Source organism: Arthrobacter sp. NPDC057009 (genome assembly GCF_042673905.1).
In the GTDB taxonomy this organism is placed as follows: domain Bacteria; phylum Actinomycetota; class Actinomycetes; order Actinomycetales; family Micrococcaceae; genus Arthrobacter.
In genome coordinates, this window is record NZ_JBHUSB010000014.1 from 40,740 (window position 1) to 63,683 (window position 22,944).

A 22,944-nucleotide genomic window follows, 5' to 3' on the forward strand; every position below is an offset into this window, starting at 1 on the left:
TAAGTGAACGGGCAGGGAGTGAGCGGGCAGGCGGTGAGCGAAGCTGTGGGGAACCCTGATGCCGGCGCCGGGGTCCGGCGCCGGCTCGATGCCCTCTGGCGGATCGAGGGTGCACACATCGTCGGTGCCCTCGCCCGTGCCACCCGGGATGTTGGTTTCGCCGAGGACCTGGCGCAGGAAGCCCTGGCTGAGGCCCTGGTCCAGTGGCCGGCATCCGGGACACCTGACAACCCTGCCGCCTGGCTCACCGCCGTCGCCAAACGCAAAGCCATCGATGCATGGCGGCGTTCCGAACGGCTTGAGGAACGCTACCGGGCCACGGCCCGGGACCTGGAAGACGACGACGGCGTGACCTGGGTTCCGCTGGAGGACGACGTTCTCCGGCTCGTGTTCACCGCTTGCCACCCGGTCCTCTCCCGGGAGGCGCAGATGGCCCTGACACTGCGGGTGGTGGGCGGCCTCACCACGGAGGAGATCGCACGGCTGTTCCTGGTGCCTGTCGCCACGGTGCAGCAGCGGATTGTGCGGGCCAAGAAAACGCTCGCCGCGGCCCGGGTGCCCTTTGAGGTTCCCGAGCCCAACGAGTGGGGTGCGCGGCTGGGAGCGGTCCTCGGCGTCGTCTATCTGATGTTCACGGAAGGATATGCCGCAACCGCGGGAGACGCGTGGATCCGGCCGGACCTCGCGCAGGAGGCCTTGCGGATCGGCCGCATCCTGGCGGGCCTGGTCCCCCGCGAGCCCGAGGCCCACGGCCTGGTGGCCCTGATGGAGTTCCAGGCCTCCCGCTTCCCCGCCCGCACCACCCCCGACGGGTCTCCGGTCCTGCTGGCGGACCAGGACCGGACGCGGTGGGACCGGGCGCAGATCGGCCGCGGCCGTGCCGCCCTGCGACGCTGCGACGCGCTGGGGCGGGGCCGTGGAAACTACGCGCTGCAGGCCGCGATCGCCGAATGCCACTCGACGGCACCCAGCGTCGACGACACCGACTGGCAGCGCATCGTCCTGCTCTATGAAGCACTGGGCAGGATCGCGCCCAGCCCCGTGGTGGAACTGAACAGGGCCGTGGCCGTATCCATGGCCACCGGACCGGCGGCTGCGCTGGTGATCGTTGACGGACTCGCCTCCGGAGGGGCGCTGCGCGGAACGCACCTGCTGCCCAGTGTCCGCGGCGAACTGCTGGTCCGGCTCGGCCGGACCGAGGAGGCACGTTCCGAATTCGCTGCGGCGGCCGGGCTGGCCCGGAACCGGCGCACCCGGGAGCTGCTGGAGGAACGCGCCGCCGGCATTTGAACCGGACAGCCGGGACCGCGGCCAGCACGCACCCATTGCAGGGGGCAGGGACGGACGGAAGAATGGGCACAAGCGTGCTCTCCCGGCAGATCGGAACATCGGCATGACCCGCATCCTGCTCATCGGCCCGCCCGGATCCGGCAAGGGCACCCAGGCTCGCCGGCTCAGCGGACAGCTTCACATCCCCGAGATCTCCACCGGGGACATGTTCCGCAGCCACCTGGCCAACGGCTCGCCCCTGGGCCGGGAAATCAAGCGATTCCTCGACGCCGGCAACCTCGTCCCGGACAATCTCACCACCGCCATGCTGCGTGAGCGGCTGCAGGAACGGGACGCAAGGAACGGCTTCCTCCTGGACGGCTACCCGCGCACTGTGAGCCAGATGGATGACCTTGACGGAATCCTGGACGCCGCCGGGAACAGGCTCGATGCGGTGGTCGAAATCGCCGCCGGCGACGACGAGATCGTCCGCCGGCTGCTGCTCCGCTCCGAGGCCGAGGGGCGCAGCGATGACACCGAGAACGTCATCCGGCACCGGCTGGAGCTGTACCGGCAGGAGACCGAGCCCGTCATCGAACGCTACGGCAGGCGCGCCCTGCTGGTGCGCATTGACGGCACTGCCGACATCGATGCGGTCACCGTCAGTGCGCTGCAGGGGATTGAAGAACTCAGGGCGCGGCCCTGACGGGTGCAGCTAAAAACCGTGCAGCTAAAGAGCGGGTCGCTAAAGAGCGGGTCGTTCACCCCGCCTTCCACACATACCTTCGCTCGGGGCGTCCGACGCCGTACTTGAGTGTCACGTCCACCAGCCCCTCATCGTTGAGGTACTCCAGATAGCGCCGGGCACTGACGCGCGACGTCCCCACCTGCACGGCCAGCTCGGCGGCGGACACGTCACCGCCGGCGCCGCGCAGCGCCTTCTCCACCACCTGGAGTGTCTCGGCGCTGCACCCCTTCGGCAGCGGACGGTCCGCGCGCTCCAGCCCGAAAACGCGGTTGACGTCCGACTGCTCCGCCACGTCCTTGGACGAGGCCAGGCTCCGGTAGGTATTCCGGTAGTGCTCCAGGCGCTCCTGCAGGTCGGTCTGCGAAAACGGCTTGATGAGGTAGTGCACGATCCCGCCGCGCAGCGCCTTCCGCACCGTCTCCACCTCGCGCGCGGCACTGATCACCAGCACGTCCAGTTCGGGCGCCACCTCACGCAGCTGGTGCATCAGGTCCAGGCCGTTGATGTCGGGCAGGTGGATGTCCAGCAGCACCAGGTCAGGCTGCAGCCGTTTGGTCTCAAGCACAGCCTGCGCACCGGTGTGGGCCACCCCCACCACGGCGAACCCCGGCGTCCGCTGGATAAAGCCGGCGTGGACCTTGGCCACCATGAAGTCGTCGTCGACGATGAGTACGTTGATCAAGTCAGCTCCTCGTTAAGCATCAGTAGTGCTAAGCATCAGCAGTGCCCTTGCGCATCAGCAGGGCCGTAAACACCGCACCGTGGTCATTCCGCACGGTGAGCCGCCCGCCCCGGCGCTGGCAGACCACCCTGGCGAGCGCCAGGCCATAGCCGCGGCCGCCGTCGGGCGAATTCTTGGTACTAAACCCCTGCCGGAAAATGTCGTCCATGACCTCCGCCGGGACCCCCGGTCCCGAATCCCTCACGTCAACCCGCACACCGCCGTCGTCCTCCCCGATCAGCACCTCGACCCTGGCCTCAGCGGCGCTGGTGACGGCATCGAGTGCGTTGTCCACGAGGTTGCCCACCACCGTGGTGAGATCGCGGGACAGCTCCTCATCCACCCTGCCCAGCCGGGATTCCTCCGCCAGCTGCAGGGACACTCCGCGCTCCGCGGCCAGGCTCGCCTTGGCAATGAGCAGCGCCGCCAGAGCCGGGTCCCCGATCCTGCTGGTCACGTCGTCGTTCAGGCGGGTCCGGTTCGACGTCGTGCCGTTGACGAACTGCACGACGGCGTCATACTCGCCGATCTGGATCAGGCCGGAGATCGTGTGCAGCTGGTTGGCGAACTCGTGCGCCTGCGCGCGGAGGGTGTCCGTCGCGGTGCGCGTGGTGCCCAGCTCGCGCTCCAGGGAGGCCAGTTCAGTCCGGTCGCGCAGAGTGGTGACGGAACCGATCACCCGCCCGTGCGAGCGCATCGGCATCCGGTTCAGCACCACCAGCCGCTCGCCCACCAGGACCAGGCGGTCGGGGCCGGGCTGGTCCTCGGTGAGTACCTCGCGAAGCGCCGGCGGCACCGCAAGGCTCCCCAGATCCTTGCCAACGCAGTCGTGCGGCAGGCCCAGCAGGCTGCGGGCACTGTCGTTGACCACGGTGATGCGCTGCTGCGGGTCCAGCGCCACCACACCCTCCTTGAGCCCGTGCAGCATCGCCTCGCGGTTCTCCACGAGGCCGGTGATCTCGTCCGGCTCCATGCCGAGCGTCTGGCGCTTGACGCGGCGGGCCAGCAGCAGCGAACCCGCCACGCCCAGGACACTCGCCACGCCCAGATACGTCAGCAGGTTCGGGACTGCGTCGCCCAGCCGTTCCAGCACTGACGGGTAGTTCCTGCCGACGACGGCGATCCCCACCATCTTGCCGGCGTCGTTCAGCACCGGCACGTGCGCGGCCACCACTTCCCCGGCCCCGGTCCGGACCACCCCGGTCCACGCCCGCCCGGTCATCACCGCGCTCTCGCCAAGCTCCAGCGGCCGGTCCTCCTGCGACGGGTCCGACGACGTCACCACCGTCCTGTCGGTGCGGGCCAGCGCGACCAGGGAGGACCCCGAGATGGTCCGCACCGCCTCTGCCACGGAGGGAAGCACGGATCCGCTCTGGGGCTGAGCGTCCGGCAGGAGCCTCCGGACGGCGGGGTTGGCTGCCAGCGTTTCGGCGGCCGAAAGGGCCTGGCGGCCCTCAACCCGTTCAAACGCCGCGGCCGACTGGGCCAGCGAGATGGCAACAACGCCCACGAGAACCGCCAGCACGATCAGGAGCTGCAGCCGAAGATACTGCCCCGCAAGGGACATTCCTCGCCGTCGAGTCATGTGCTGCTGTTCTTCCTGTGGGTGCGCGGGTGGGGCTATACCTAACGGTACCGGGCCTGCAACGCCGTTTGCCCCCTTGTGGGAGGGCGGAAACGTGAACGCAATGAACTTAACTTTCTCTGGTTACACAAGCGTGAGCCGCATCACGTTCGGTCCTAGCATCGGAGCACACCGATCAAACGGACCAACGAGAAGAGGAACAACATGCGCGGATTCAGCGCATTGCGCGTCGCGGCCGTCGCTGCAGGCATCGCCCTGATGGCTTCCGGCTGTGGAGCGACAGGCAAGAACGACGCCGGCACCGCCACCACCGGGGCAAGCACCGCACCCCTCACCGGGCTGCGCATCATGGTGCCGAACACTCCCGGCGGCGGCTACGACACCACGGCACGCGCCGCGGCAAAGGTTCTCGAAGACGAGAAGCTGGCCACCAACCCCGAGGTCTTCAACCTCGCCGGCGCCGGCGGCACCGTGGGCCTGGCGCGTGTGGTCAACGAAAAGGGCAACGGCGACCTGGCCATGCTCATGGGCCTCGGCGTAGTCGGCGCCAGCTACACCAACAAGTCCGAGTCGAAGCTGACGGATACCACCCCGCTCGCGAAGCTCATCGAAGAGCCCGGCGCCATCATGGTTTCCAAGGACTCCCCGTACAAGACCATCGATGACCTGGTGGCTGCCTGGAAGAAGGACCCGTCCAAGGTCAGCGTCGGCGGCGGCTCCTCGGCGGGCGGCCCCGACCACCTGCTGCCGATGCAGCTGGCCGGTGCCGTGGGCATCGACGCGACCAAGGTCAACTTCGTCTCCTACGACGGCGGCGGGGACCTGCTCCCGGCCATTATCGGCAACAAGCTTGGCTTCGCGGCCTCCGGTGCGGGCGAATACATGCAGCAGATCAAGTCCGGGTCCATCCGCGTCCTGGCAACGAGCGGTGAAAACCGGCTGGAAGGCGTGGACGCCCCCACCCTGAAGGAGTCCAACATCGACCTCGTCTTCACCAACTGGCGCGGTATCGTGGCACCTCCGGGCATCAGCGACGCCGACCGCGACGCATTGATCGCCACGCTGGAGAAGATGCACGAGTCGGCTTCCTGGAAGGAAACCCTGAAGACCCGCGGCTGGACTGACGCCTTTGTCACCGGTGACGAATTCAAGACCTTCCTCACCGAGCAGGACAAGCGGGTCGCCGACGTGCTGACGAAGCTCGGATTGGCGTGACCACCTTGGCCTCCCGCCTCAAAGGCCGCTCCGAGCTGGGCATCGCAGCCCTGCTCGGGGCGGTCGGCGCCCTGGTTCTCATTGACGCAGCGCGCCTGGTTGTGCCGTACTCCCAGTCGGATCCGGTAGGCCCGAAGGCCCTGCCCATCATCGTGGGAGCACTCCTGCTCGTCTGCGCCGTGTTGCTGGCACTGAACGTTCTCCGGGGCGGAAGCGGCGAGGCCGAGGGCGGCGAGGACGTTGACCTGACCCACCCGAGCGACTGGAAGACCGTCCTCCCCCTGGCCGGCGCCTTCATCGCCAACATCCTGCTGATCGACTGGGCCGGCTGGGTCATCTCCGGAACGGTGCTCTTCTGGGGCAGCGTCTGGGCGCTGGGAAGCCGCCACTACATCCGCGACGGACTGATCTCCGTGGCCCTGGCGCTCCTGACCTTCTACGGCTTCTACCTCGGCCTGGGCATCGCCCTTCCAGCCGGTCTCCTTGAAGGGATTCTCTAGATGGACATCCTGTCCTCACTCATGGACGGGTTCGCGACGGCGCTGACCCCCATGAACCTCCTGTACGCCCTGATCGGCGTCATCCTGGGCACCGCCGTCGGCGTTCTGCCCGGTATCGGCCCGGCCATGACGGTGGCGCTGCTGCTTCCGGTGGCCACCGTCCTCGAACCGACCAGCGCGTTCATCATGTTTGCCGGCATCTACTACGGCGGCATGTTCGGCGGCTCCACCACCTCCATCCTGCTCAACACCCCCGGCGAATCGTCCTCGGTGATCACTGCCATCGAGGGCAACCTCATGGCCAAGGCCGGCCGGGCCGCACAGGCACTGGCGACGGCGGCCATCGGTTCGTTCGTCGCGGGCGCCATCGGCACCACGCTTCTTGTGGTCTTCGCGCCGATTGTGGTCCAGTTCGCCGTGAGCCTCGGCTCGCCGAGCTACTTCGCCATCATGGTCCTGGCCCTGCTGGCCGTCACCGCGGTCCTGGGCTCCTCCCGGCTGCGCGGCTTCGCGTCCCTCGGGCTGGGCCTGGCGATCGGCCTCGTCGGCCTCGACATCGTCTCCGGGCAGGCCCGCCTCACCTTCGGCCTGCCGCTGCTTTCCGACGGCCTCGACGTCGTCGTCGTCGCCGTGGCGATCTTCGCCGTGGGTGAAGCCCTGTGGGTGGCGGCGCACCTGCGCCGCACGCCGCTGCAGATCATCCCTGTCGGCACACCGTGGATGGGCAAGAAGGACTGGAAGCGGTCCTGGAAGCCGTGGCTGCGCGGCACAGCTTTCGGATTCCCGTTCGGCGCACTGCCCGCCGGCGGGGCCGAGATCCCAACCTTCCTCTCCTACGTCACCGAGAAGCGGCTCTCCAAGCACCCCGAGGAGTTCGGCAAGGGCGCCATTGAAGGTGTCGCCGGTCCTGAGGCCGCCAACAACGCCGCCGCGGCGGGCACCCTGACCCCGATGCTGGCCCTTGGCCTGCCGACCAACGCCACCGCCGCCGTCATGCTTGCGGCGTTCGTACAGTTCGGCATCCAGCCCGGACCGCTCCTGTTTGAAAACGAAGGCCCGCTGGTCTGGGCACTGATTGCCAGCCTGTTCATCGGCAACTTCCTGCTGCTGCTGGTCAACCTTCCCCTGGCCCCCGTCTGGGCGAAGCTGCTCCGGCTGCCCCGTCCCTACCTCTACGCAGGCATCCTCTTCTTCGCCACGCTGGGCGCCTACTCGGTGAACCTGCAGGCGTTCGACCTGGCGATCCTGCTGGTGCTCGGCGCACTGGGTTTCCTGATGCGCCGTTACGGCCTGCCGGTCCTGCCGCTGATCCTCGGCGTGATCCTCGGACCCCGCCTGGAGAAGCAGCTGCGTCAGACGCTCCAGCTGAGCGCCGGCGACGTCTCCGGGCTGTGGAGCGAGCCGATCGCCGTCGTGGTCTACATCATCGTGGCGCTCGTGCTCCTCTGGCCGTTCCTGTTCAAGATGTGGCGTCGCCTGCGGCCGCAGCCTGCGGGATTTGCGGCTGCCGGCGGACCCGCTGTTGCCGGGCCTGCTGCCGGACCGGCTGCCGCACCAGGTGTCGAGGGCCCTGCCGAGGCCAAAGACCGCTCGGACAGCACGCATGCCAACCACGGACAGGAGAAATCGTGAGCATCATTGTCGGCTACGTTCCCACGGCCGAGGGCACCGCAGCCCTGGACCGGGCCATCACCGAGGCGCAGAAGAGCCAAAGCCGCCTGGTCGTCATCAACTCCTCGCGGGGCGACGCCATCGTGGACAAGCGGTACGCCCAGGCCGCGGACATCAACGAGGTGACGGCACGGCTGGAAAAGGAAGGCATTGAGCACCTGGTGCTGCAGCCGGTGCGCGGCAATGATGCGGCCAACGAGGTGCTGGATGCCGCGGAGAAGTACCGGGCCGATCTCATCGTGATCGGCCTCCGGAAGCGGACTCCGGTTGGAAAGCTGATCATGGGCAGCACGGCCCAGCAGATTTTGCTGGAGGCATCCTGCCCGGTGCTGGCCGTCAAGGCCGGCTGAGCTCACCCGGCTAGTTTTCCCGGCTGGCCAGGCTCCCCGGCCAGCCAGGCTCCCCGGCCGACTCACGCCGACCCGGGACCCTTACCAGTTACTACTCGACTAGCCTCAGGAGGTAGGGGCCCGCACCAGCGGGTTCCTACCTCCTTGGCTTAAGCGCAGGTCTCATTTCACGGCAGAAGGACAGCATGCACAAGCTCGCGATTCTTGACGATTACCAGCACGTGGCCCACAACTTCGCCGACTGGAGTTCCCTCGAACACCGCGGCGTCGCCGTCACGGTGTTCGACCAGCACCTGGCCACAGAGGCGGAGGTTGTGGATGCGCTGCGGGACACCGACATCATCATTGCCATGCGGGAGCGGACACCGTTTCCCGGCCGGATCCTCGAGAAGCTGCCGCAGCTGAAACTGCTGGTCACCACCGGCGCCGCCAATGCCTCGATCGACGTGGAGGCAGCATCACGGCTGGGGATCACGGTTTGCGGAACGGGAGGCTCCCCCACAGCTGCGCCTGAACTGACGTGGGCGCTACTGCTGGCGTTTGCCCGGAATCTGACGCAGGAGGAGGCCGCACTGCGCGACGGGCGGTGGCAGACCGGCGTCGGCTTCGAGCTGTCCGGCAAGACGCTTGGAATTGTGGGGCTGGGAAAGATTGGGACCCGCATGGCCGGTTACGGCCGCGCCTTCGGGATGGAGGTGCTGGCCTGGAGCCAGAACCTCACCGAGGAAGCGGCTGCGGCGGCAGGTGCCCGGAAAGTGGGCAAGGATGAGCTGTTCCGGGAGTCCGACGTCGTGTCCCTCCATTTGCGGCTGTCGCCGCGTACTGAGGGGACAGTCGGGGAACGCGAACTGCGGCTGCTTGGTCCCGACGGCGTGCTGGTGAATACCGCCCGCGGTCCCCTGGTGGACCAGCGGGCGCTGGTGACTGCGCTCCATGAGGGATGGATCCGCGGTGCGGCGCTCGACGTCTTCGACCAGGAGCCCCTGCCGTCTGGCCATCCCCTGCTGAGTGCGCCCCGGACCCTGCTGGCCCCGCATCTGGGATATGTGACCGACGCCAGCTACCGCGCGTTCTTCGGCGGCGCGCTCGAGGACGTGGCGGCATGGCTGGACGGCTCCCCGATCCGGACGCTGACGCCGACACCGACACCGACACCGACACCGTAGAAAGCTGGCACAATCGAAGGCTGGCGAAGAAGAAGGCTGCCCTCAGTAGAAGGCTGGCGCCCGGGCAGCTGCTGGCCAGGCAGGGCTTGCTGAACGCCGCTGGTAAGTAGCCAGCGGAATCCGCGGCACTTGCCTAGGCTGCGGCGGGTGGAGGCCAGCTGGGCCGTTCACGGACGGGATCGAGAGGCAGGGGCGGGCCAAGGTCCTCGGCCATGTCCGGCTGGAAGCTATCGGGCGCGGAGTTGCCCGGCCAAAAGTTGCCCGGGTCAGGGTTGTCCGGGTCAGAGTTGCCCGGCCCGAAGTTGCCCGGGTCAAAGCTCTCCGGCCAGGTGGGTGATTCCCAGTCCTGATACTCGGCTCGGTAGGACCGCCCGGCGGGTGAGATCCAGCCGGGCGGGTTGTCGCGGGTGGCGTCGACCGGTCGCCATGCCGTGGCGTGTTTCAGTCTGTGGTGTTTCGGGCACGGCTGGCCGAGATTGGTCACGCCGGTGCCGCCGCCGTCGGCCCAGGAGAGGACGTGGTCGGCGTCGTTGTCCAGGGAATGGTTGTTGCAGTTGGGGAAGGTGCATTTGGAGTCCCTCAGGCGTATCCATTGGCGCATGGGTTTGGTGAGCCGGTAGCTGGTGCGGCCGATCTCCAGTGGCGCCCCGTCCCGCGAGTCGACCAGGACCCGGAAGAACGACGTTGCGCCGTCGGCGACGAGCCGGCGGGCCATGGACGCGGGGATCGGCCCGTACCCGTCGAGTGTGGCGGGCTCGTCGGTGTGGCCGAGCAGCGAGAACACCGGAACTGTGACCAGCACCTGGGCCTGCGGGGACGGCACGTCGCCAGCCAGCACATCACCAGGCTGCATATCGCCAGCCAGAGGATCTCCAGCGAGGATGGAGCCAGTTATCACCTCACCGTCCGGGACACTGCCTGGGGACGGGGGTCCTGCTGCGTGTCCGGAGCCTGCCGGCGAACCATCTATTCCGTCTATTGCGCCGGCCCCGTGGCTTGGTTTGAGCAGCCAGGTGGAAAAGAGATCGGCCCGGAGCTGGCTGAGGGTTCGGGTTTCGTTAGGCCTTTGAAGCGCACGCGCCCCGGCAGTGGTCCGGTTCCAGATCCCGGTGGCCTGGTCCGCGGGCAGGTACGCCGAGAACCAGGCCATGCCGTCCCGGTCCGGCCGGAATTCCAGCCGCCGGTCCTTCAGGCTCTTGAAGTGCCGTTTTTCGATGCTGTCCTGATGATGCCGTTCCCGCCAAGACCGGGCCTTGGCCCGGAATCTCGCCGGTGCCAGCTCCCCGGCAAAGCAGCCCCTCGCCGCGTTGGGAGCATCAGGATCCAGGAAGTGGGCCTCGAACGCTGCGGCCGCTTCAGGTGACAGCCCTTCGGTCTCATCCCACATGATCCGGGCGTGCTGCCACGAAATGCGGCCCAGCTGCAGCGCGGCAAGTGTCATCGGCCGTTCCCTGGTCAGCATGTCCGATTCAACCAGCAGCCGTTCGGCAGCGCCTTCGCTAATGGTCAGCGCGCCGGCCACCTCCGCCCTCACGGCCATCTGCCGAACGGCCGCGTCCTGCGGGCTGCCAACCGGGACTGCCATCGCCGCGTCCGCCGTGACGTACCCGGCAGCAAGCTCCACCTTCACAGCCGCAAGCCGGGCCTCCATCCCGGCCACCCCGCTCAAACCGTCCAGGAATGCAGTCGCCTGCTCCCCAAGAGGGTCAACGGGATCCGGCTCGAAACCAGCGCCAGCCGCACCCGGGTGAGCGGCCCTGCGCAGCTCGGCAGCCATCGCCAACGCCGAGGCACCAATAGCCTCCAACGCCTCCGCAGCAGCCGTGCCGTTCTCCATACGAAGAGCTTGCCACTGGCCTGGGGGAAAAACGACGCTGCATAAGGTCTATGTGGAAAACCCACTTCGGATGCCCTACGGGGCACCGGAACCGTCGAGCGTAACCGTGCCGGCGTCGCCGTCGACCTTAACCTGCTGTCCGCTGGACACTCGCTGGGTGGCCACGCCCGTTCCCAGAACGGCGGGAATGCCGTACTCGCGGGCGACGATTGAGCTGTGGCTCAGCGGGCCGCCAACGTCCGTGACCACCCCTGACGCCATGGCAAACAGCGGCGTCCACGCGGGCGTGGTCATGCGCGCCACCAGCACCTCGCCCGGCCGCATGGTGGCGAAGTCGTCAGGACCGTGCAGCAGCCGCGCCGGTGCGCTCACCTGCCCCGAGCTCGCGCCGACGCCGGTAATGACGTCCCCGGCCCGCTGCACCGTACGCGCCGGCATCATGCTGCCGAATGCCCGCTCCATCCATCGGCTCTCGGGCAGGAGCTGCGGGGCGGCGGCCTTCCGCTGCCCCCGCCATAGCATCTTGCGCTGCTCAACGGCCTCGGCCCGCGCCGGCCTGTCCGTGCCTGTGATCGCTGCGCCGGGCGCGGCCAGGCCAAAGTCGATGGCATTGCGGAGTTCCTCGAGGCGGAGCCAGAAGATGTCAGCCGGCGCGGCGATGACGCCCGAGGCGGTGAGCCGCTCCCCCAGCTCCAGCAGCATCCGTCTCATCAGCGGCCAGGCCAGTCCGACGTCGGCCAGTGCGTCTTCCCGGACCGGTGCCGCTGTCTGCGCCCACCGCAGCAGCCGGCGGAAAACGGCCCGACGGCGGGGACCCAGCCGGGTGCTGATCAGCCGGGCCTGCTCCTCCCGCCGGTCGGCTGAGGACTGCTGGCGCTGGTGCGGGTCCTTGCCCTGTCCCCGCACGAAGTACCGCAGGGTCTCCAGCAGCGCAGAGGGATCATCGGCCGGCACAGGGTTGACGAAGTCAAGGTTGTAGACGGCATGCCCGTAACGGTCCAGGTGCCGCTGGAGACGGGAACGCCACTCCTCCCACTGTCCCGGATCCACGTTGGGGACGCCGTCCGCGCCCGCGGGAGGTCTGCCGCGTCGGAGAGCCTCGGCGATGCCGGCCGCTGGTCCTTCCGTGACGGCGGCTGCAAGCTGTGGCCGCTCGCGGGTCCAGACCGCCAGGTCGTACAGGGATTTCTCCGCCCGGATCGGCTCGCTGTCGTAGCCGAGGAGGAATACCTCCGCGGACGGGTCACCGGGCCGCCGGACGAGCTTGTCGTAGTAGCTGCGGAACATGATCTCGCTGGTAGCGGCGATGGGGATGATGGACTGCACCGCCGTGTAGTAGGCGGCGCCGGCGTCCAGCAGCGCGGAAATGCCCTCCAGCAGCTCGGGGGCCGGACGGTCCGACGGCGGTTTGGCCGCCCAGAATTTCACGGTCCCGCGGTACTTGGGGTGCGAGTGCTCCCGCCAGCCTTTGATTCCCATATTGGCTTTGCCCTGGGCGAGTGCCCGCATGGCCGTCAGCGACTGGCCCATGACCCGCCGCATTCCTGAGTTGCTGTAGTAGTAGTAGGCGTAGCCGTTGACGGTGGGCAGCGAGACGTCGCCGGGCCGCACCACGTTCTTGCCGAACGCCTCGCCCAGCAGCGCGTTTAGGGACCTCACCACGGCGCCGTCAATCAGGTCGGCAAACAGGGGCGACAACGGATCCGGCAACTGCTCCACGATGCTGGCGCGGAAGTACATCCCGTTCGGATAAGGCAGCGGCCATTCCGTCGGGGCCTCGTCCGAGGGCTCGGGGAGTGCGGTGATCGGACGGGCCTGCAGGATAAAGAATTCGCCTGCCGCCTGCGCCCACTCGATGTCCTGGGGCACCCCGAAATGCTGAGCTATGGCCGTTCCCTGGCGGGCCAGCGCGGCAGCCGCACCGTCGTCGAGCACTGGCGCACGGCGCTTCTCTTCGGGCACGGGCTGCTCAGTGGTGCCGGTCCCGCTGTAGACCGTCATCACGTCCTTGTCCGCCGTCCGGCGCCGGACCACCTTGCCCGTGGCTGAATCCACCACGACGTCGTCGGTGGTGACGGCCCCGCTGACCACGGATTCACCCAGCCCCCAGGCGGCGCTGATCACCGCCTGGTCACGGCGGCCGGTGGCGGGATTGGCGGTGAACAGGACACCGGCGGCATCGGCGTCGACCATCTCCTGGATCACGACGGCGAGGCGCACGGTGGATGGATCGATGCCGTTCCGTGAGCGGTAGGCCATGGCGCGGGCGTTCCACAGGGAGACCCAGCAGTCGATGACGGCAGCGGCGACTGCCTCTGGCCCGGCGACGTTCAGGTAAGTGTCCTGCTGCCCGGCGAAGCTGGCGGAGGCGAGGTCCTCTGCAGTGGCCGAGGAGCGCACTGCCACCCGTGTCTCGTCGCTGGACTGTGTGCCCGCATCTTCTCCTGTTGCGGCCATATGCTGACCCAACCGCAGGTAGGCTGCCCGAAGTTCACCGCTGATCTCCCCGGGCAACGTGCCCTCGGCGAAAAGCGTCCGGATCTGCCGTGCGGCGGTCTCGTAGTCGTCGTTTGAAGCACCGGCGGGAAGGGCCGCGAGTTCGAGGATGCGGCCGGCGATGCCGTTGGCGTTGACGAAGTCCTGGTAGGCCGCGGTGGTGAGCACGAAGCCCGCCGGCACCGGAAAGCCGGCCCGGGCCAGCTCGCCGAGGTTGGCTCCCTTGCCGCCCGCCTCGTCCAGATCGCCCCGTCCCAGCTGGTCAAAGTCCTTGATATAGGTCATGACCCTGCGTCCCTTCTGCCGGGGAGCCGGGACCGCGACATTGCGGTTGCTGGGCCCGTTCCGGTGCTGCACCCTATTTTTGGCACAGCACCCAGTTCTGGCAATGGGCAGCGGCTCAGCCAGGAATTATTAGGCGTCGCCCCGGGGCCGCCACACCACAACTGCCTGCGAACGCGGCCGGGGGCGCTGGCCCCGTGCCAGGCTCACCACATCACCGGCGGTGCCGGCGGCGAAGATGCGGGATTCCAGCGGCTCACGACGGCGGGCCAGTTCCTCGCTGAGTTCGGTCACCCGGTGCTGCAGTGCAGCCACCTGGTTTTCCAGTTCAAGGATGCGCTTGATCCCCTCGAGCGAAACGCCCTCATGGGACAGCCTTTGCACCTCGCGGAGCCGGTTCACGTCCCGCTGGGAGTACCTGCGGGATTTGCCCGGTGCCCGGCTGGGCGAGACGATGCCCAGCCGGTCGTACTGGCGGAGGGTTTGCGGGTGCATGTCGGCGAGCTCGGCGGCCACCGAGATGACGAAGATCGGCTGATCGAAATTGATGTCCACGGCCGGCACCTGTCGCTAAAGCCGGGCCTTGGCTGCCAGGCCCTGCCGGACGTCCGCGCCGTTGGTTGCGGCGGCGAATGCTTTCACGGCCTCCTCAGCTTCCTTGCTCAGGTTCTGCGGAACTGCGACGTCGATCGTCACCAGCAGGTCGCCGGTGGCCTTCGACGTCTTGACGCCGCGGCCCTTCACCCGGAGTGTGCGCCCCGATGGGGTGCCGGCGGGAACGCGCATGCGGACGTGCTCGCCGTCGATCGTCGGAACCTCGATGTCGGCGCCCAAAGCAGCTTCGGGGAAGCTGACGGGCACATGGATCCGGAGGTTGTCGCCGTCGCGCGTGTAAAAGTCATGGGGCTTGACGTTGACGGTGACCAGGAGATCGCCGTTGCCCGCCGGGCCGTATTGGCCCTTGCCGCGGACGCGCACCTTCTGGCCGTCCTTGATGCCCGCCGGCACCCGGACGTCGATGACCTCGCCGTCAGGTTCGCGCAGCCCGATGGTGGTGCCGCGGATGGATCCGGCAAAGGAGATGCTGGTACTGGCCGTCCGGTCGGCGCCCTTCTGCGGTGCGCGCTGGTAACCGGCCGGGCCACCGCCGAAGCCGCCGCCGAACAGGTCTGCGAATTCGGGCGGAACTCCGCCGGCGGTGCTGAACCCGCCGGAGTGGCGGCCGCCGCCACCGGTGAAGAGGCCGCCGAAGAGGTCTTCGAAGCCGCCGTTCGCCGTGCTTCCCGCACCGTGCGGGGCAAACCGCGCGCCGCCGCCCATTGCCCGGATGGCGTCGTACTGCTGCCGCTCGTCCGGATCGGACAGCACAGAGTAAGCCTCGGAAATGTCCTTGAACTTCTTCTCCGCAGCAGTGTCCCCGGAGTTCGTATCAGGGTGGTACTGCCGGGCGAGCTTCCGGTAAGCCTTCTTAATGTCAGCGTCGGAAGCGTCCTTGGCAACACCAAGGATCTTATAGAAGTCCTTGTCCACCCAGTCCTGGCTAGCCAATGGCGTTTCCTTTCAAAAATCTGAGCCGAGATGGCAGTTCACGGCAATGTTCCTTCGAATCACTGCCGCGAACTGCCATCTCGATGGGGTAATGCTAGGCCGGCACCGCGACGATTACCTGTGCCGCGCGGAGGACCCGCTCACCTGACTTGTAGCCGGAGCGGAGCACCTGGCTGACGGTATCAACCTCGATGTCCTCGCCGGGCTGCTGGATGAGGGCCTCGTGGATGGTCGGATCGAACTCCACGCCGGTCTCATCGATGCGGCTCAGGCCGTACGTCTTCAGCGCGTTCTCCAGCTTGGTGGCGATCGCGGCAAACGGGCCGTCCGCGAGGTCACCGTGCTGGCGGGCGGCGTCGACGTCGTCCAGCACCGGGAGCAGGGAGTTCAGGACGCCGATGACGGCCATCTCCCCTGCCACGGCGCGGTCGCGTTCAACGCGCTTGCGGTAGTTGACGTACTCGGCCTGCAGGCGAAGGAGGTCGTTCTTCAGCTCCGCCGCCGCGGCGGCTTCGGTCCCCTGCGCCACGGATTCCTCGGCGGGCACCTCGACCTGATTGAGGATTTCCTCAGCCTGGGCGAGGGCGTCGCCGTCGGAATCCGCCGATGCGGCGGAGGCTGCCTGCTCACCCTGCGGGTGGCGGGCCTCCCCGGTCACCGGGTCCACCTTGCGGTGGTCCCGGATGACCGGTTCGTCGCGGTTGCTGCCCTGGTCTCGGGAAGAGTTGTGCTCTTCTTCGTTACCGTGATGCGGCATGGTTACTTCTTCTCTTCTTCGTCGACGATCTCGGCGTCGACGATGTCTTCATCTGAAGAAGAGCCCGCCTTGCCGCCGGCAGGGGCACCTTCAGCACCTGCAGCGCCGGTGGCGCCGTCCGGGGAACCGGCCTGCGCGTAGATGGCCTCGCCGAGCTTGGTCTGGGAAGCCTGCAGCTTCTCAAACGCGGACTTCACTGCGGCGTCGTCGGTGCCTTCGAGGGCCTTCTTGAGGGCGTCGACGTCGGCTTGGACCTCGGTCTTGACCTCTTCCGGCAGCTTGTCGCTGTTGTCGGCGATCAGCTTGTCCACGGAGTAGGCGAGCTGCTCGGCGGTGTTCCGGGTGTCGGTGGCCTCGCGGCGTGCCTTGTCCTCTGCTGCGTGCTCCTCGGCGTCCTTGACCATGCGGTCGATGTCTTCCTTGGAGAGCGCCGTGCCGCCGGTGATGGTCATGGACTGCTCCTTGCCGGTGCCCTTGTCCTTCGCGGAGACGTGCACAATGCCGTTGGCGTCGATGTCGAAGGTGACCTCGACCTGCGGGACGCCGCGCGGAGCCGGAGCGATGCCGGTCAGTTCGAACGTGCCCAGCGGCTTGTTGTCGCGGGTGAACTCACGCTCGCCCTGGAAGACCTGGATGGCCACGGACGGCTGGTTGTCGTCAGCGGTGGTGAAGGTCTCGGACCGCTTGGTGGGGATGGCCGTGTTGCGCTCGATCAGGTGCGTCATGACGCCGCCCTTGGTTTCGATGCCCAGCGACAGCGGGGTGACGTCGATCAGGAGGACGTCCTTGCGCTCACCCTTCAGGACACCGGCCTGCAGGGCTGCACCAACGGCCACAACCTCATCCGGGTTGACGCCCTTGTTGGGCTCCTTGCCGCCGGCCAGTTCCTTCACGAGCTCGGAGACGGCGGGCATGCGGGTGGAGCCACCGACGAGCACGATGTGGTCGATGTCGGAAAGCTTGATGCCGGCTTCCTTGATGACGTCGTGGAACGGCTTCTTGGTGCGCTCGAGCAGGTCCTTGGTCAGGTCCTGGAACTTGGCGCGGGTCAGCTGCTCGTCCAGGTGGACCGGGCCGTCCGGGGTGACGGAGAGGTACTGGAGCGAGACGTTGGTGCTGGTGGAGGAGGAGAGTTCCTTCTTGGCCTGCTCGGCAGCTTCGCGGAGACGCTGCAGGGCGATCTTGTCCTTGGACAGGTCGATGCCCTTGACCTTGAGCTGGTTCAGCAGGTACTCGACGACGCGGTTGTCCCAGTCGTCACCGCCGAGGCGGTTGTCACCGGCGGTGGCGCGGACCTGGATGGTGGAGAAGTCGTCCTCGTCCTTGCCGACTTCCAGCAGGGAGACGTCGAACGTGCCGCCGCCGAGGTCGAAGACCAGGATGAGTTCGTCTTCCTTGCCCTTGTCCAGGCCGTAGGCCAGGGCGGCCGCGGTGGGCTCGTTGACGATGCGCAGGACGTTCAGGCCGGCGATTTCGCCGGCTTCCTTGGTGGCCTGGCGCTCGGCGTCGTTGAAGTAGGCGGGAACGGTGATCACGGCGTCGGTGACCTTTTCACCGAGGTAGGACTCGGCGTCGTTCTTCAGCTTCATCAGGACACGGGCGGAGATTTCCTGGGCCGTGTACTTCTTGCCATCGATGTCGACCTTCCAGTCCGTGCCCATGTGGCGCTTGACGGAGGCGATGGTGCGCTCGATGTTGTTGACTGCCTGGCGCTTGGCGATTTCGCCCACCAGGACCTCGCCGGACTTGGAGAACGCAACGACCGACGGCGTGGTGCGGCCACCCTCGGCGTTGGCAATAACGGTGGGCTCGCCACCTTCAAGAACGGAGACAACGGAGTTGGTGGTTCCGAGGTCGATACCTACTGCACGTGACATGTGTTGCTTCCTTCTTTCCTTGGAAACTTGGGGTTCGCCCACTCCTTGAGCGATCTGCACTCAACTTTACTCAGCCCGGAGTTAAAGTCAATCCGAAGTTGAGTGCAGTACGCTCAACTTTGCCTCAAAGTGCTCCCGCAGCAGCGGAAAACCCCCGGTCCCGCGCGGATAATCCGCATGAAACCGGGGGTTTTTCGACGGCGGCAGCTGGATTTCGCCGAGCGTGAACCGTCAGCTTCTAGCCTCCGGAGGACCGGCCCCCGTCATCATTCCGGGGCGCATTGGTTTGGCCGTCGATCAGCTCATCCTTCAGGTCTTCGGCGACGCCACCTTCCGGGGCTGTGCCGGCGGCGCCGTAGTCACCCTCAGGGTATTCGCCCTCCTCATCTCCGGGCAGCTCCTGGCCGACGGTTCCGGCCCGGCCGTAGTCGCCCTCTGGATACTCGCCTTCCTCCACCTCGGTGTTAGGCCTGACCGCCCCCGCCTCACCGTAGTCTCCGGCCGCGTACTCACCCTCCGGCTCGGCGGCGGACTCGCCACCGGCCACGCCGGTGTCGCCGTAGTCCCCCTCGACGTACTGGCCGCTGTCCCCCTCGAGGGCCGGATTCCTGGAGCCGGTGTGGGCCTTACCCTGGGTGCCGGACTCACTGCTTTCGGTCATCGCTTGATCACTCCTTCGAAAGGACTGGCGCGCCTGGTCCGGGCGCAGTCGCAGTCTATCCAGCGTGGACGGGGAGCAACAGGGCAGGGCCGGCCTCATCCTGCCTGGGCGAACGCAGCCTACAGCCCGGCCAGATCAGCCAGCACGGCAATGTGGTGCTCGAACAGTTCATCCGGCGCGGAAAAGGTTCCGGCGCCATACTGCCCGAACACTTCAAAGCTGACGGCCCCGAAAAGCGACGTCCACACGAGCGTGCCGCGGGCCAGCAGAACGTCCGGTACTCCCACATTCAGCTCACGCCGGATCGCCCCGAGGTCCGCGGCCAGCGCGGGCAGCATGGACGTGGCGGCAGGTTCAGCGGCACTGGCGCCGGCCCGGTGCGTGCCGGCCCGATGTGCGCCGTCCAGGATCTGCACCAAGCTGGTGACCACCCTCGTTCCGGGTGCGGTGGTCCGTTCCGCGGGGGCACGGTAACCCGGCACCGGACTGCCGAAAAGGAGGCCGTAGCGCGCCGGTTCCCGGAGGGCCCAGGCGCGGACGGCGCGGGCCAGCTCGGCGAAGCGTTCTTTGAAATCGTCCGCAGGGACGGATTCGACGGCTGCGTCCACTGCGTCCCCAAGGTCGTTGTAGGCATCCACGAGCAGGAGGGTCAGCAGTTCGTCCCGGCTCCCGACATACCGGTAAACCGCCGAGGACACCACTCCCAGGTCACGGGCGACGGCGCGGAGCGAGAGTGCTGCGGCCCCGTGTTCGGCCAGGTGCTTCCGGCCCAGCTCCACGATGTCGGCGATGGTTTGCGCCCGCGCCCGTTCACGGGGGGTGCGCTGCTGCTTCCCAGCGGGAGCCTGCGGAGTGGATGGCATGAGCCCAGCATGGCACGGATCAGAGCAGTGTCAACAATTGAGAGCAGTGCTCTTGACTTTGCTTCCCGGCGGCAGCATCCTTATTGCGAGAGCAGCGCTCTCGGTCCCAGGTCCGGCCCGTCGGGACAACCCCAAGGGCGCCGTCCGCAAAAAAAGGAGAACTTTCAAATGTCCGGTCTTTATGTGGTCACCGGTGCCGGCCCCGTCGGCTGGACGGTGGCGGAGCAACTGGCAGAGCAGGGCTGGCGGGTCCGGGTCCTCACCCGTTCGGGCAGTGGCCCCGACCACCCGCAGATCGAGAAGCTGAAGGCGGACGTCTCCAGCCCCGGCATGCTGGGGAACGCCTTCGAAGGCGCGGCTGCGGTCTTCCATTGCATCCATGGCTCTTCCTACAGCGCCGCGGCGTGGCAACGGGAGCTGCCGGCCGCCGAACAGGCGGTCCTGGCGGCGGCAGGCGAGGCGGGCGCCGTCGTCGTCTTTCCCGAAAGCCTTTACTCCTACAGCAACCCGCGGGAGGTGATGACGGAAGCCAGTCCTCGGGACGCAGCGGGCGGCAAGCGCGGCATCCGCACGGCGCTGCTGCGGGCGAGGGCGGCAAGCCCTACGGACACCGTCTCCGTGGTAGCCGGCGATTTCTTCGGTCCCCGCGTCCGGATGGCCCACGCCGGCGAGCGCATGGTGCCGGCCATCCTTGCCCGGCGTCCGCTGCAGGTTGTGGGCAGCGCTGACCAGCCGCATTCCTTTACCTACGTGCCCGATCTGGCTGCGGCGATGATCCGGGCCGCGGGGAAACCCGAGGTCTGGAACCGGGTGCTGCACGCGCCCACCAATCCACCTCTCACCCAGCGGGAGATCGCCCAAACTTTCGCCGGGGCCGCGGGCGTGCCGGCACCGAAGGTGCGGGCGGTGCCCGGGTGGGCGGTACGCACCCTGGGGCTCTTCTCGCCAGACATGAGGGAACTTGGCGAAATGCTCTACCAGTTCCAGCGGCCGTTCGTGATGGATTCGCGGGCCAGCGAGGAACTTCTGGGCCTCCACCCGACGCCCCTGCACGCTGCCGCCAGGGAAACCGTGGAATGGTGGCGCTCGGAACTCGCCGCGGCTCGGGGCACAGGGCGGGCCCCGGCGGGAACCCCCGCAGGCGCTCCCGCGGAGGCTCCCGCGGGGACTGCCACCGGGACTTCCCGCAAGCCCTAGCGGACGCCCGCCTCCGCCACTTCGGCCGCCTTTGTTGTTTCCTGCGGTTCGCGCCGGGCCAGTTTGCCCGGCCACCAGATGCGCGGGCCGAGGTCGTAGGCCAGGGCCGGCACCAGGAGCGAGCGCACCAGAACGGTGTCCAGCAGCACGCCGAAGGCCACGATGAAAGCCAGCTGCACCAGGAACATGATGGGGATGACGCCCAGGGCAGCAAACGTGGCGGCCAGGACCACGCCGGCCGAGGTGATCACGCCACCCGTCACCCCCAGGCCGCGCAGGATCCCCGGCCTCGTCCCGTGCTTCAGCGACTCCTCGCGGACCCGGCTCATCAGGAAGATGTTGTAGTCCACGCCCAGGGCCACCAGGAACACGAAGCCGAACAGGGGCACCGTGGCGTCGGCTCCGGGGAAGCCGAAAACATGGTTGAACACGAGGGCGGAAACGCCCATCGCGGCCGCATAGGAAAGAACCACGGACGCCACCAGCAGGACGGGCGCCAGGACGGACCGCAGCAGCAGCATGAGGATGACCAGGATGACGGCGAGAACCACCGGGATGATGGTGGCAAGATCCCGCTGCGCCGTGGTGTTGGTGTCCAGCGCGATGGCGGTCACGCCGCCGACGAGGGCCCCAGGATCCGCCTGGGTGACGCTGTTCCGCATGGCTGACACGGCCTGCTCCGCGGCGTCCGAATCGGCTGCGAAATCGAGGGTGGCATTAATCAACACCCTCCCGTCCCGCACGGCCGGGCTGGCAGGGGAACCCGGGGCTCCGGTAATGGGCACGCTGCCCTCCGCCAAAAGGTAGGCGGCCCCCACGCCGTCGACGGCCTTGACTGCCTCGAGGACTTCCCCGGCTGTCGCCTGGCTGGAAACGATCACCACCGGACTGCCGCTGCCGGCGTCGAAATGGCGCGCCAGGGCATCCTGCCCGTCGACAGCATTGGAGGCACTGAGGATGACGGCAGTCTGCGGCACGCCGTTGGCCTTCAGCTGCATGACCCCTGCCGATGCAACGACGAGCAGGAGCACGGATGCCACCCACACTGAACGGGGACGCCGTGACACCAGTGTTCCGGCTGCCCGCCAGAGCCCCCTCTGGCCCTCCAGCCCGGTAACGAGTTCCGGCTCGCGCGCATCTTCCGGCTGCAGTTTCGGCCGGAACGGCCAGAAGGCGGCGCGTCCGAGAAGAGCGGCGAAGGCCGGGAGCAGGGTCAGCGCCGCGAAAAGCGAGCAGACGATGCCGGCGGCCGCCACGGGTCCCAGCGCCTTGTTGGAGTTGAGGTCGGAAAACAGCAGGCACAGCAGCGCGATGGCCACGGTGGCACCGGACGCCAGGATCGGCTCGAAGGATGCCCGCCAGGCAGTGATTGCGGCGGCGGTGCGGTTGGCCGTGTGCTCAAGTGCCTCACGGAACCGGGCCACGTAGAGCAGCGCGTAGTCGGTGGCGGCGCCAATCACCAGGATCGAGAGGATGCCCTGGCTCTGTCCGTTCAGCTGGATCCAGCCAGCCTTCGCCATGCCGAACACCAGCAGGATGGCGGCACACAGGGCAAACACCGAGGTCAGCAGCACAATGAAGGGCAGCAGCAGGGACCGGTAAACAACCAGCAGGATGATAAACACCGCCGCCAGCGCCACCAGCAGCAGGATGCCGTCGATGCCGGCGAAAGCCCCGGTGAGGTCGGCCGCCAGCCCGGCGGGACCGGTGACGAATGTCTGCGTGCCGTCCGGAGCGCCGGCGCTCACCTCCCGCCGCAACTCCTCGACGGCGTCCGCGGGCTCCGCTGCGGCAACGGAGACGATGAACTGCACGGCCTTCCCGTCCTGGGAAGGGACCGGCCCCACCACCGTACTGCCCACCCGAAGGTCTTCAATGCTGGCCTTCAGGTCGGCGGCTGCACCCAGCTGGGAAGCGGTGAGGGTACTGGAGCTTTCAATAACGACGACGGCCGGCACCTCGCCGGAGTTCTGGAACTTTTGCTGCCACTCGCGGGCCTCGGTGGCCTCCGCCCCGGCCGGAAGGAAGGTCGCCTGGTCGTTGGACGAGACTTCGTCCAGTCTGCCGAACGTGGGACCGCCGACGCCGGCTATGGCAACCCAGCCGACGACAAGGACCACCGGAATGAGCCAGCGGAGCCAGAACGGGACTCGTGGAGCGCGGGCTGCCTGCTTCATCCGGTGACCTCCTGGGCGTGGCGG

The 22,944-nt window shown here is 67.7% G+C and carries 19 protein-coding genes; 8 read left to right on the forward strand and 11 right to left on the reverse strand.

The features are described 5' to 3' along the window. Window positions 1-33 precede the first annotated feature (33 nt). Both ACFTR6_RS15055 and ACFTR6_RS15060 read left to right on the forward strand, forming a co-directional pair. Complete coding sequence (locus ACFTR6_RS15055; protein ID WP_377958481.1) at window positions 34-1,290, forward strand: RNA polymerase sigma factor; 1,257 nt, start codon at window positions 34-36, stop codon at window positions 1,288-1,290. A 103-nt stretch (window positions 1,291-1,393) separates the two neighbouring features. Continuing rightward, the gene (locus ACFTR6_RS15060) at window positions 1,394-1,975 is read left to right on the forward strand and encodes an adenylate kinase (protein WP_377958482.1); all 582 of its coding nucleotides are present in this window, start codon (window positions 1,394-1,396) and stop codon (window positions 1,973-1,975) included. Window positions 1,976-2,030: 55 nt separating this feature from the next. Here the strand turns inward: ACFTR6_RS15060 and ACFTR6_RS15065 are convergent, their stop codons facing one another. Next, the gene (locus tag ACFTR6_RS15065; RefSeq protein WP_076799761.1) at window positions 2,031-2,699 is read right to left on the reverse strand and encodes a response regulator; all 669 of its coding nucleotides are present in this window, start codon (window positions 2,697-2,699) and stop codon (window positions 2,031-2,033) included. A gap of 28 nt (window positions 2,700-2,727) precedes the next feature. Beyond that, complete coding sequence (locus tag ACFTR6_RS15070; protein WP_377958529.1) at window positions 2,728-4,305, reverse strand: ATP-binding protein; 1,578 nt, start codon at window positions 4,303-4,305, stop codon at window positions 2,728-2,730. Window positions 4,306-4,527: 222 nt separating this feature from the next. Here ACFTR6_RS15070 and ACFTR6_RS15075 point away from each other — a divergent pair, with 222 nt between their 5' ends. The 5 genes from ACFTR6_RS15075 to ACFTR6_RS15095 all read left to right on the forward strand — a co-directional run bounded on the left by ACFTR6_RS15075 (window position 4,528) and on the right by ACFTR6_RS15095 (window position 9,225). Then, the gene (locus ACFTR6_RS15075) at window positions 4,528-5,538 is read left to right on the forward strand and encodes a Bug family tripartite tricarboxylate transporter substrate binding protein (RefSeq protein ID WP_377958483.1); all 1,011 of its coding nucleotides are present in this window, start codon (window positions 4,528-4,530) and stop codon (window positions 5,536-5,538) included. Further along, window positions 5,535-6,038: a tripartite tricarboxylate transporter TctB family protein gene (locus ACFTR6_RS15080; protein ID WP_076799756.1), complete on the forward strand. Its 504-nt coding sequence runs from the start codon at window positions 5,535-5,537 to the stop codon at window positions 6,036-6,038. The genes ACFTR6_RS15075 and ACFTR6_RS15080 overlap by 4 nt, the downstream gene beginning before the upstream one ends. Next, window positions 6,039-7,670, forward strand: a complete 1,632-nt coding sequence (locus ACFTR6_RS15085; RefSeq protein WP_377958484.1) for a tripartite tricarboxylate transporter permease — start codon at window positions 6,039-6,041, stop codon at window positions 7,668-7,670. Beyond that, on the forward strand, window positions 7,667-8,059 hold the full coding sequence (locus tag ACFTR6_RS15090) for a universal stress protein (RefSeq protein WP_377958485.1): 393 nt from the start codon (window positions 7,667-7,669) through the stop codon (window positions 8,057-8,059). The genes ACFTR6_RS15085 and ACFTR6_RS15090 overlap by 4 nt, the downstream gene beginning before the upstream one ends. Window positions 8,060-8,244: 185 nt before the next feature. Next, window positions 8,245-9,225 (forward strand): D-2-hydroxyacid dehydrogenase family protein, encoded by a 981-nt coding sequence (locus tag ACFTR6_RS15095; protein ID WP_377958486.1) that lies wholly within the window; start codon window positions 8,245-8,247, stop codon window positions 9,223-9,225. 133 nt (window positions 9,226-9,358) lie between these two features. Here ACFTR6_RS15095 and ACFTR6_RS15100 read toward each other — a convergent pair whose 3' ends face one another. The 8 genes from ACFTR6_RS15100 to ACFTR6_RS15135 all read right to left on the reverse strand — a co-directional run bounded on the left by ACFTR6_RS15100 (window position 9,359) and on the right by ACFTR6_RS15135 (window position 19,546). Further along, on the reverse strand, window positions 9,359-11,062 hold the full coding sequence (locus tag ACFTR6_RS15100) for a DUF222 domain-containing protein (protein ID WP_377958487.1): 1,704 nt from the start codon (window positions 11,060-11,062) through the stop codon (window positions 9,359-9,361). Between the two features lie 75 nt (window positions 11,063-11,137). After that, window positions 11,138-13,843, reverse strand: coding sequence for a PEP/pyruvate-binding domain-containing protein (locus ACFTR6_RS15105; RefSeq protein WP_377958488.1), 2,706 nt, complete (start codon window positions 13,841-13,843; stop codon window positions 11,138-11,140). Window positions 13,844-13,972: 129 nt separating this feature from the next. Beyond that, window positions 13,973-14,395: a heat shock protein transcriptional repressor HspR gene (locus ACFTR6_RS15110; protein ID WP_377958489.1), complete on the reverse strand. Its 423-nt coding sequence runs from the start codon at window positions 14,393-14,395 to the stop codon at window positions 13,973-13,975. Window positions 14,396-14,410: 15 nt separating this feature from the next. After that, on the reverse strand, window positions 14,411-15,388 hold the full coding sequence (locus tag ACFTR6_RS15115) for a DnaJ C-terminal domain-containing protein (RefSeq protein WP_172804281.1): 978 nt from the start codon (window positions 15,386-15,388) through the stop codon (window positions 14,411-14,413). A 94-nt stretch (window positions 15,389-15,482) separates the two neighbouring features. Continuing rightward, a complete protein-coding gene (locus ACFTR6_RS15120; protein WP_076799747.1) occupies window positions 15,483-16,145 on the reverse strand; it encodes a nucleotide exchange factor GrpE in 663 nt (220 codons plus the stop codon). Window positions 16,146-16,147: 2 nt separating this feature from the next. Continuing rightward, window positions 16,148-18,022, reverse strand: coding sequence for a molecular chaperone DnaK (gene dnaK, locus ACFTR6_RS15125; protein ID WP_087872748.1), 1,875 nt, complete (start codon window positions 18,020-18,022; stop codon window positions 16,148-16,150). Between the two features lie 238 nt (window positions 18,023-18,260). Then, on the reverse strand, window positions 18,261-18,683 hold the full coding sequence (locus ACFTR6_RS15130) for a hypothetical protein (RefSeq protein ID WP_377958491.1): 423 nt from the start codon (window positions 18,681-18,683) through the stop codon (window positions 18,261-18,263). Window positions 18,684-18,802: 119 nt separating this feature from the next. After that, complete coding sequence (locus tag ACFTR6_RS15135) at window positions 18,803-19,546, reverse strand: TetR/AcrR family transcriptional regulator (protein WP_377958492.1); 744 nt, start codon at window positions 19,544-19,546, stop codon at window positions 18,803-18,805. Between the two features lie 168 nt (window positions 19,547-19,714). Between ACFTR6_RS15135 and ACFTR6_RS15140 the strand changes: the two genes are divergently transcribed. Continuing rightward, entirely contained in the window at window positions 19,715-20,743 is a 1,029-nt protein-coding gene (locus tag ACFTR6_RS15140) for an NAD-dependent epimerase/dehydratase family protein (RefSeq protein WP_377958493.1), read from the forward strand. Here ACFTR6_RS15140 and ACFTR6_RS15145 read toward each other — a convergent pair. Next, complete coding sequence (locus tag ACFTR6_RS15145) at window positions 20,740-22,920, reverse strand: MMPL family transporter (protein WP_377958494.1); 2,181 nt, start codon at window positions 22,918-22,920, stop codon at window positions 20,740-20,742. The genes ACFTR6_RS15140 and ACFTR6_RS15145 overlap by 4 nt on opposite strands. Window positions 22,921-22,944: the final 24 nt, after the last annotated feature.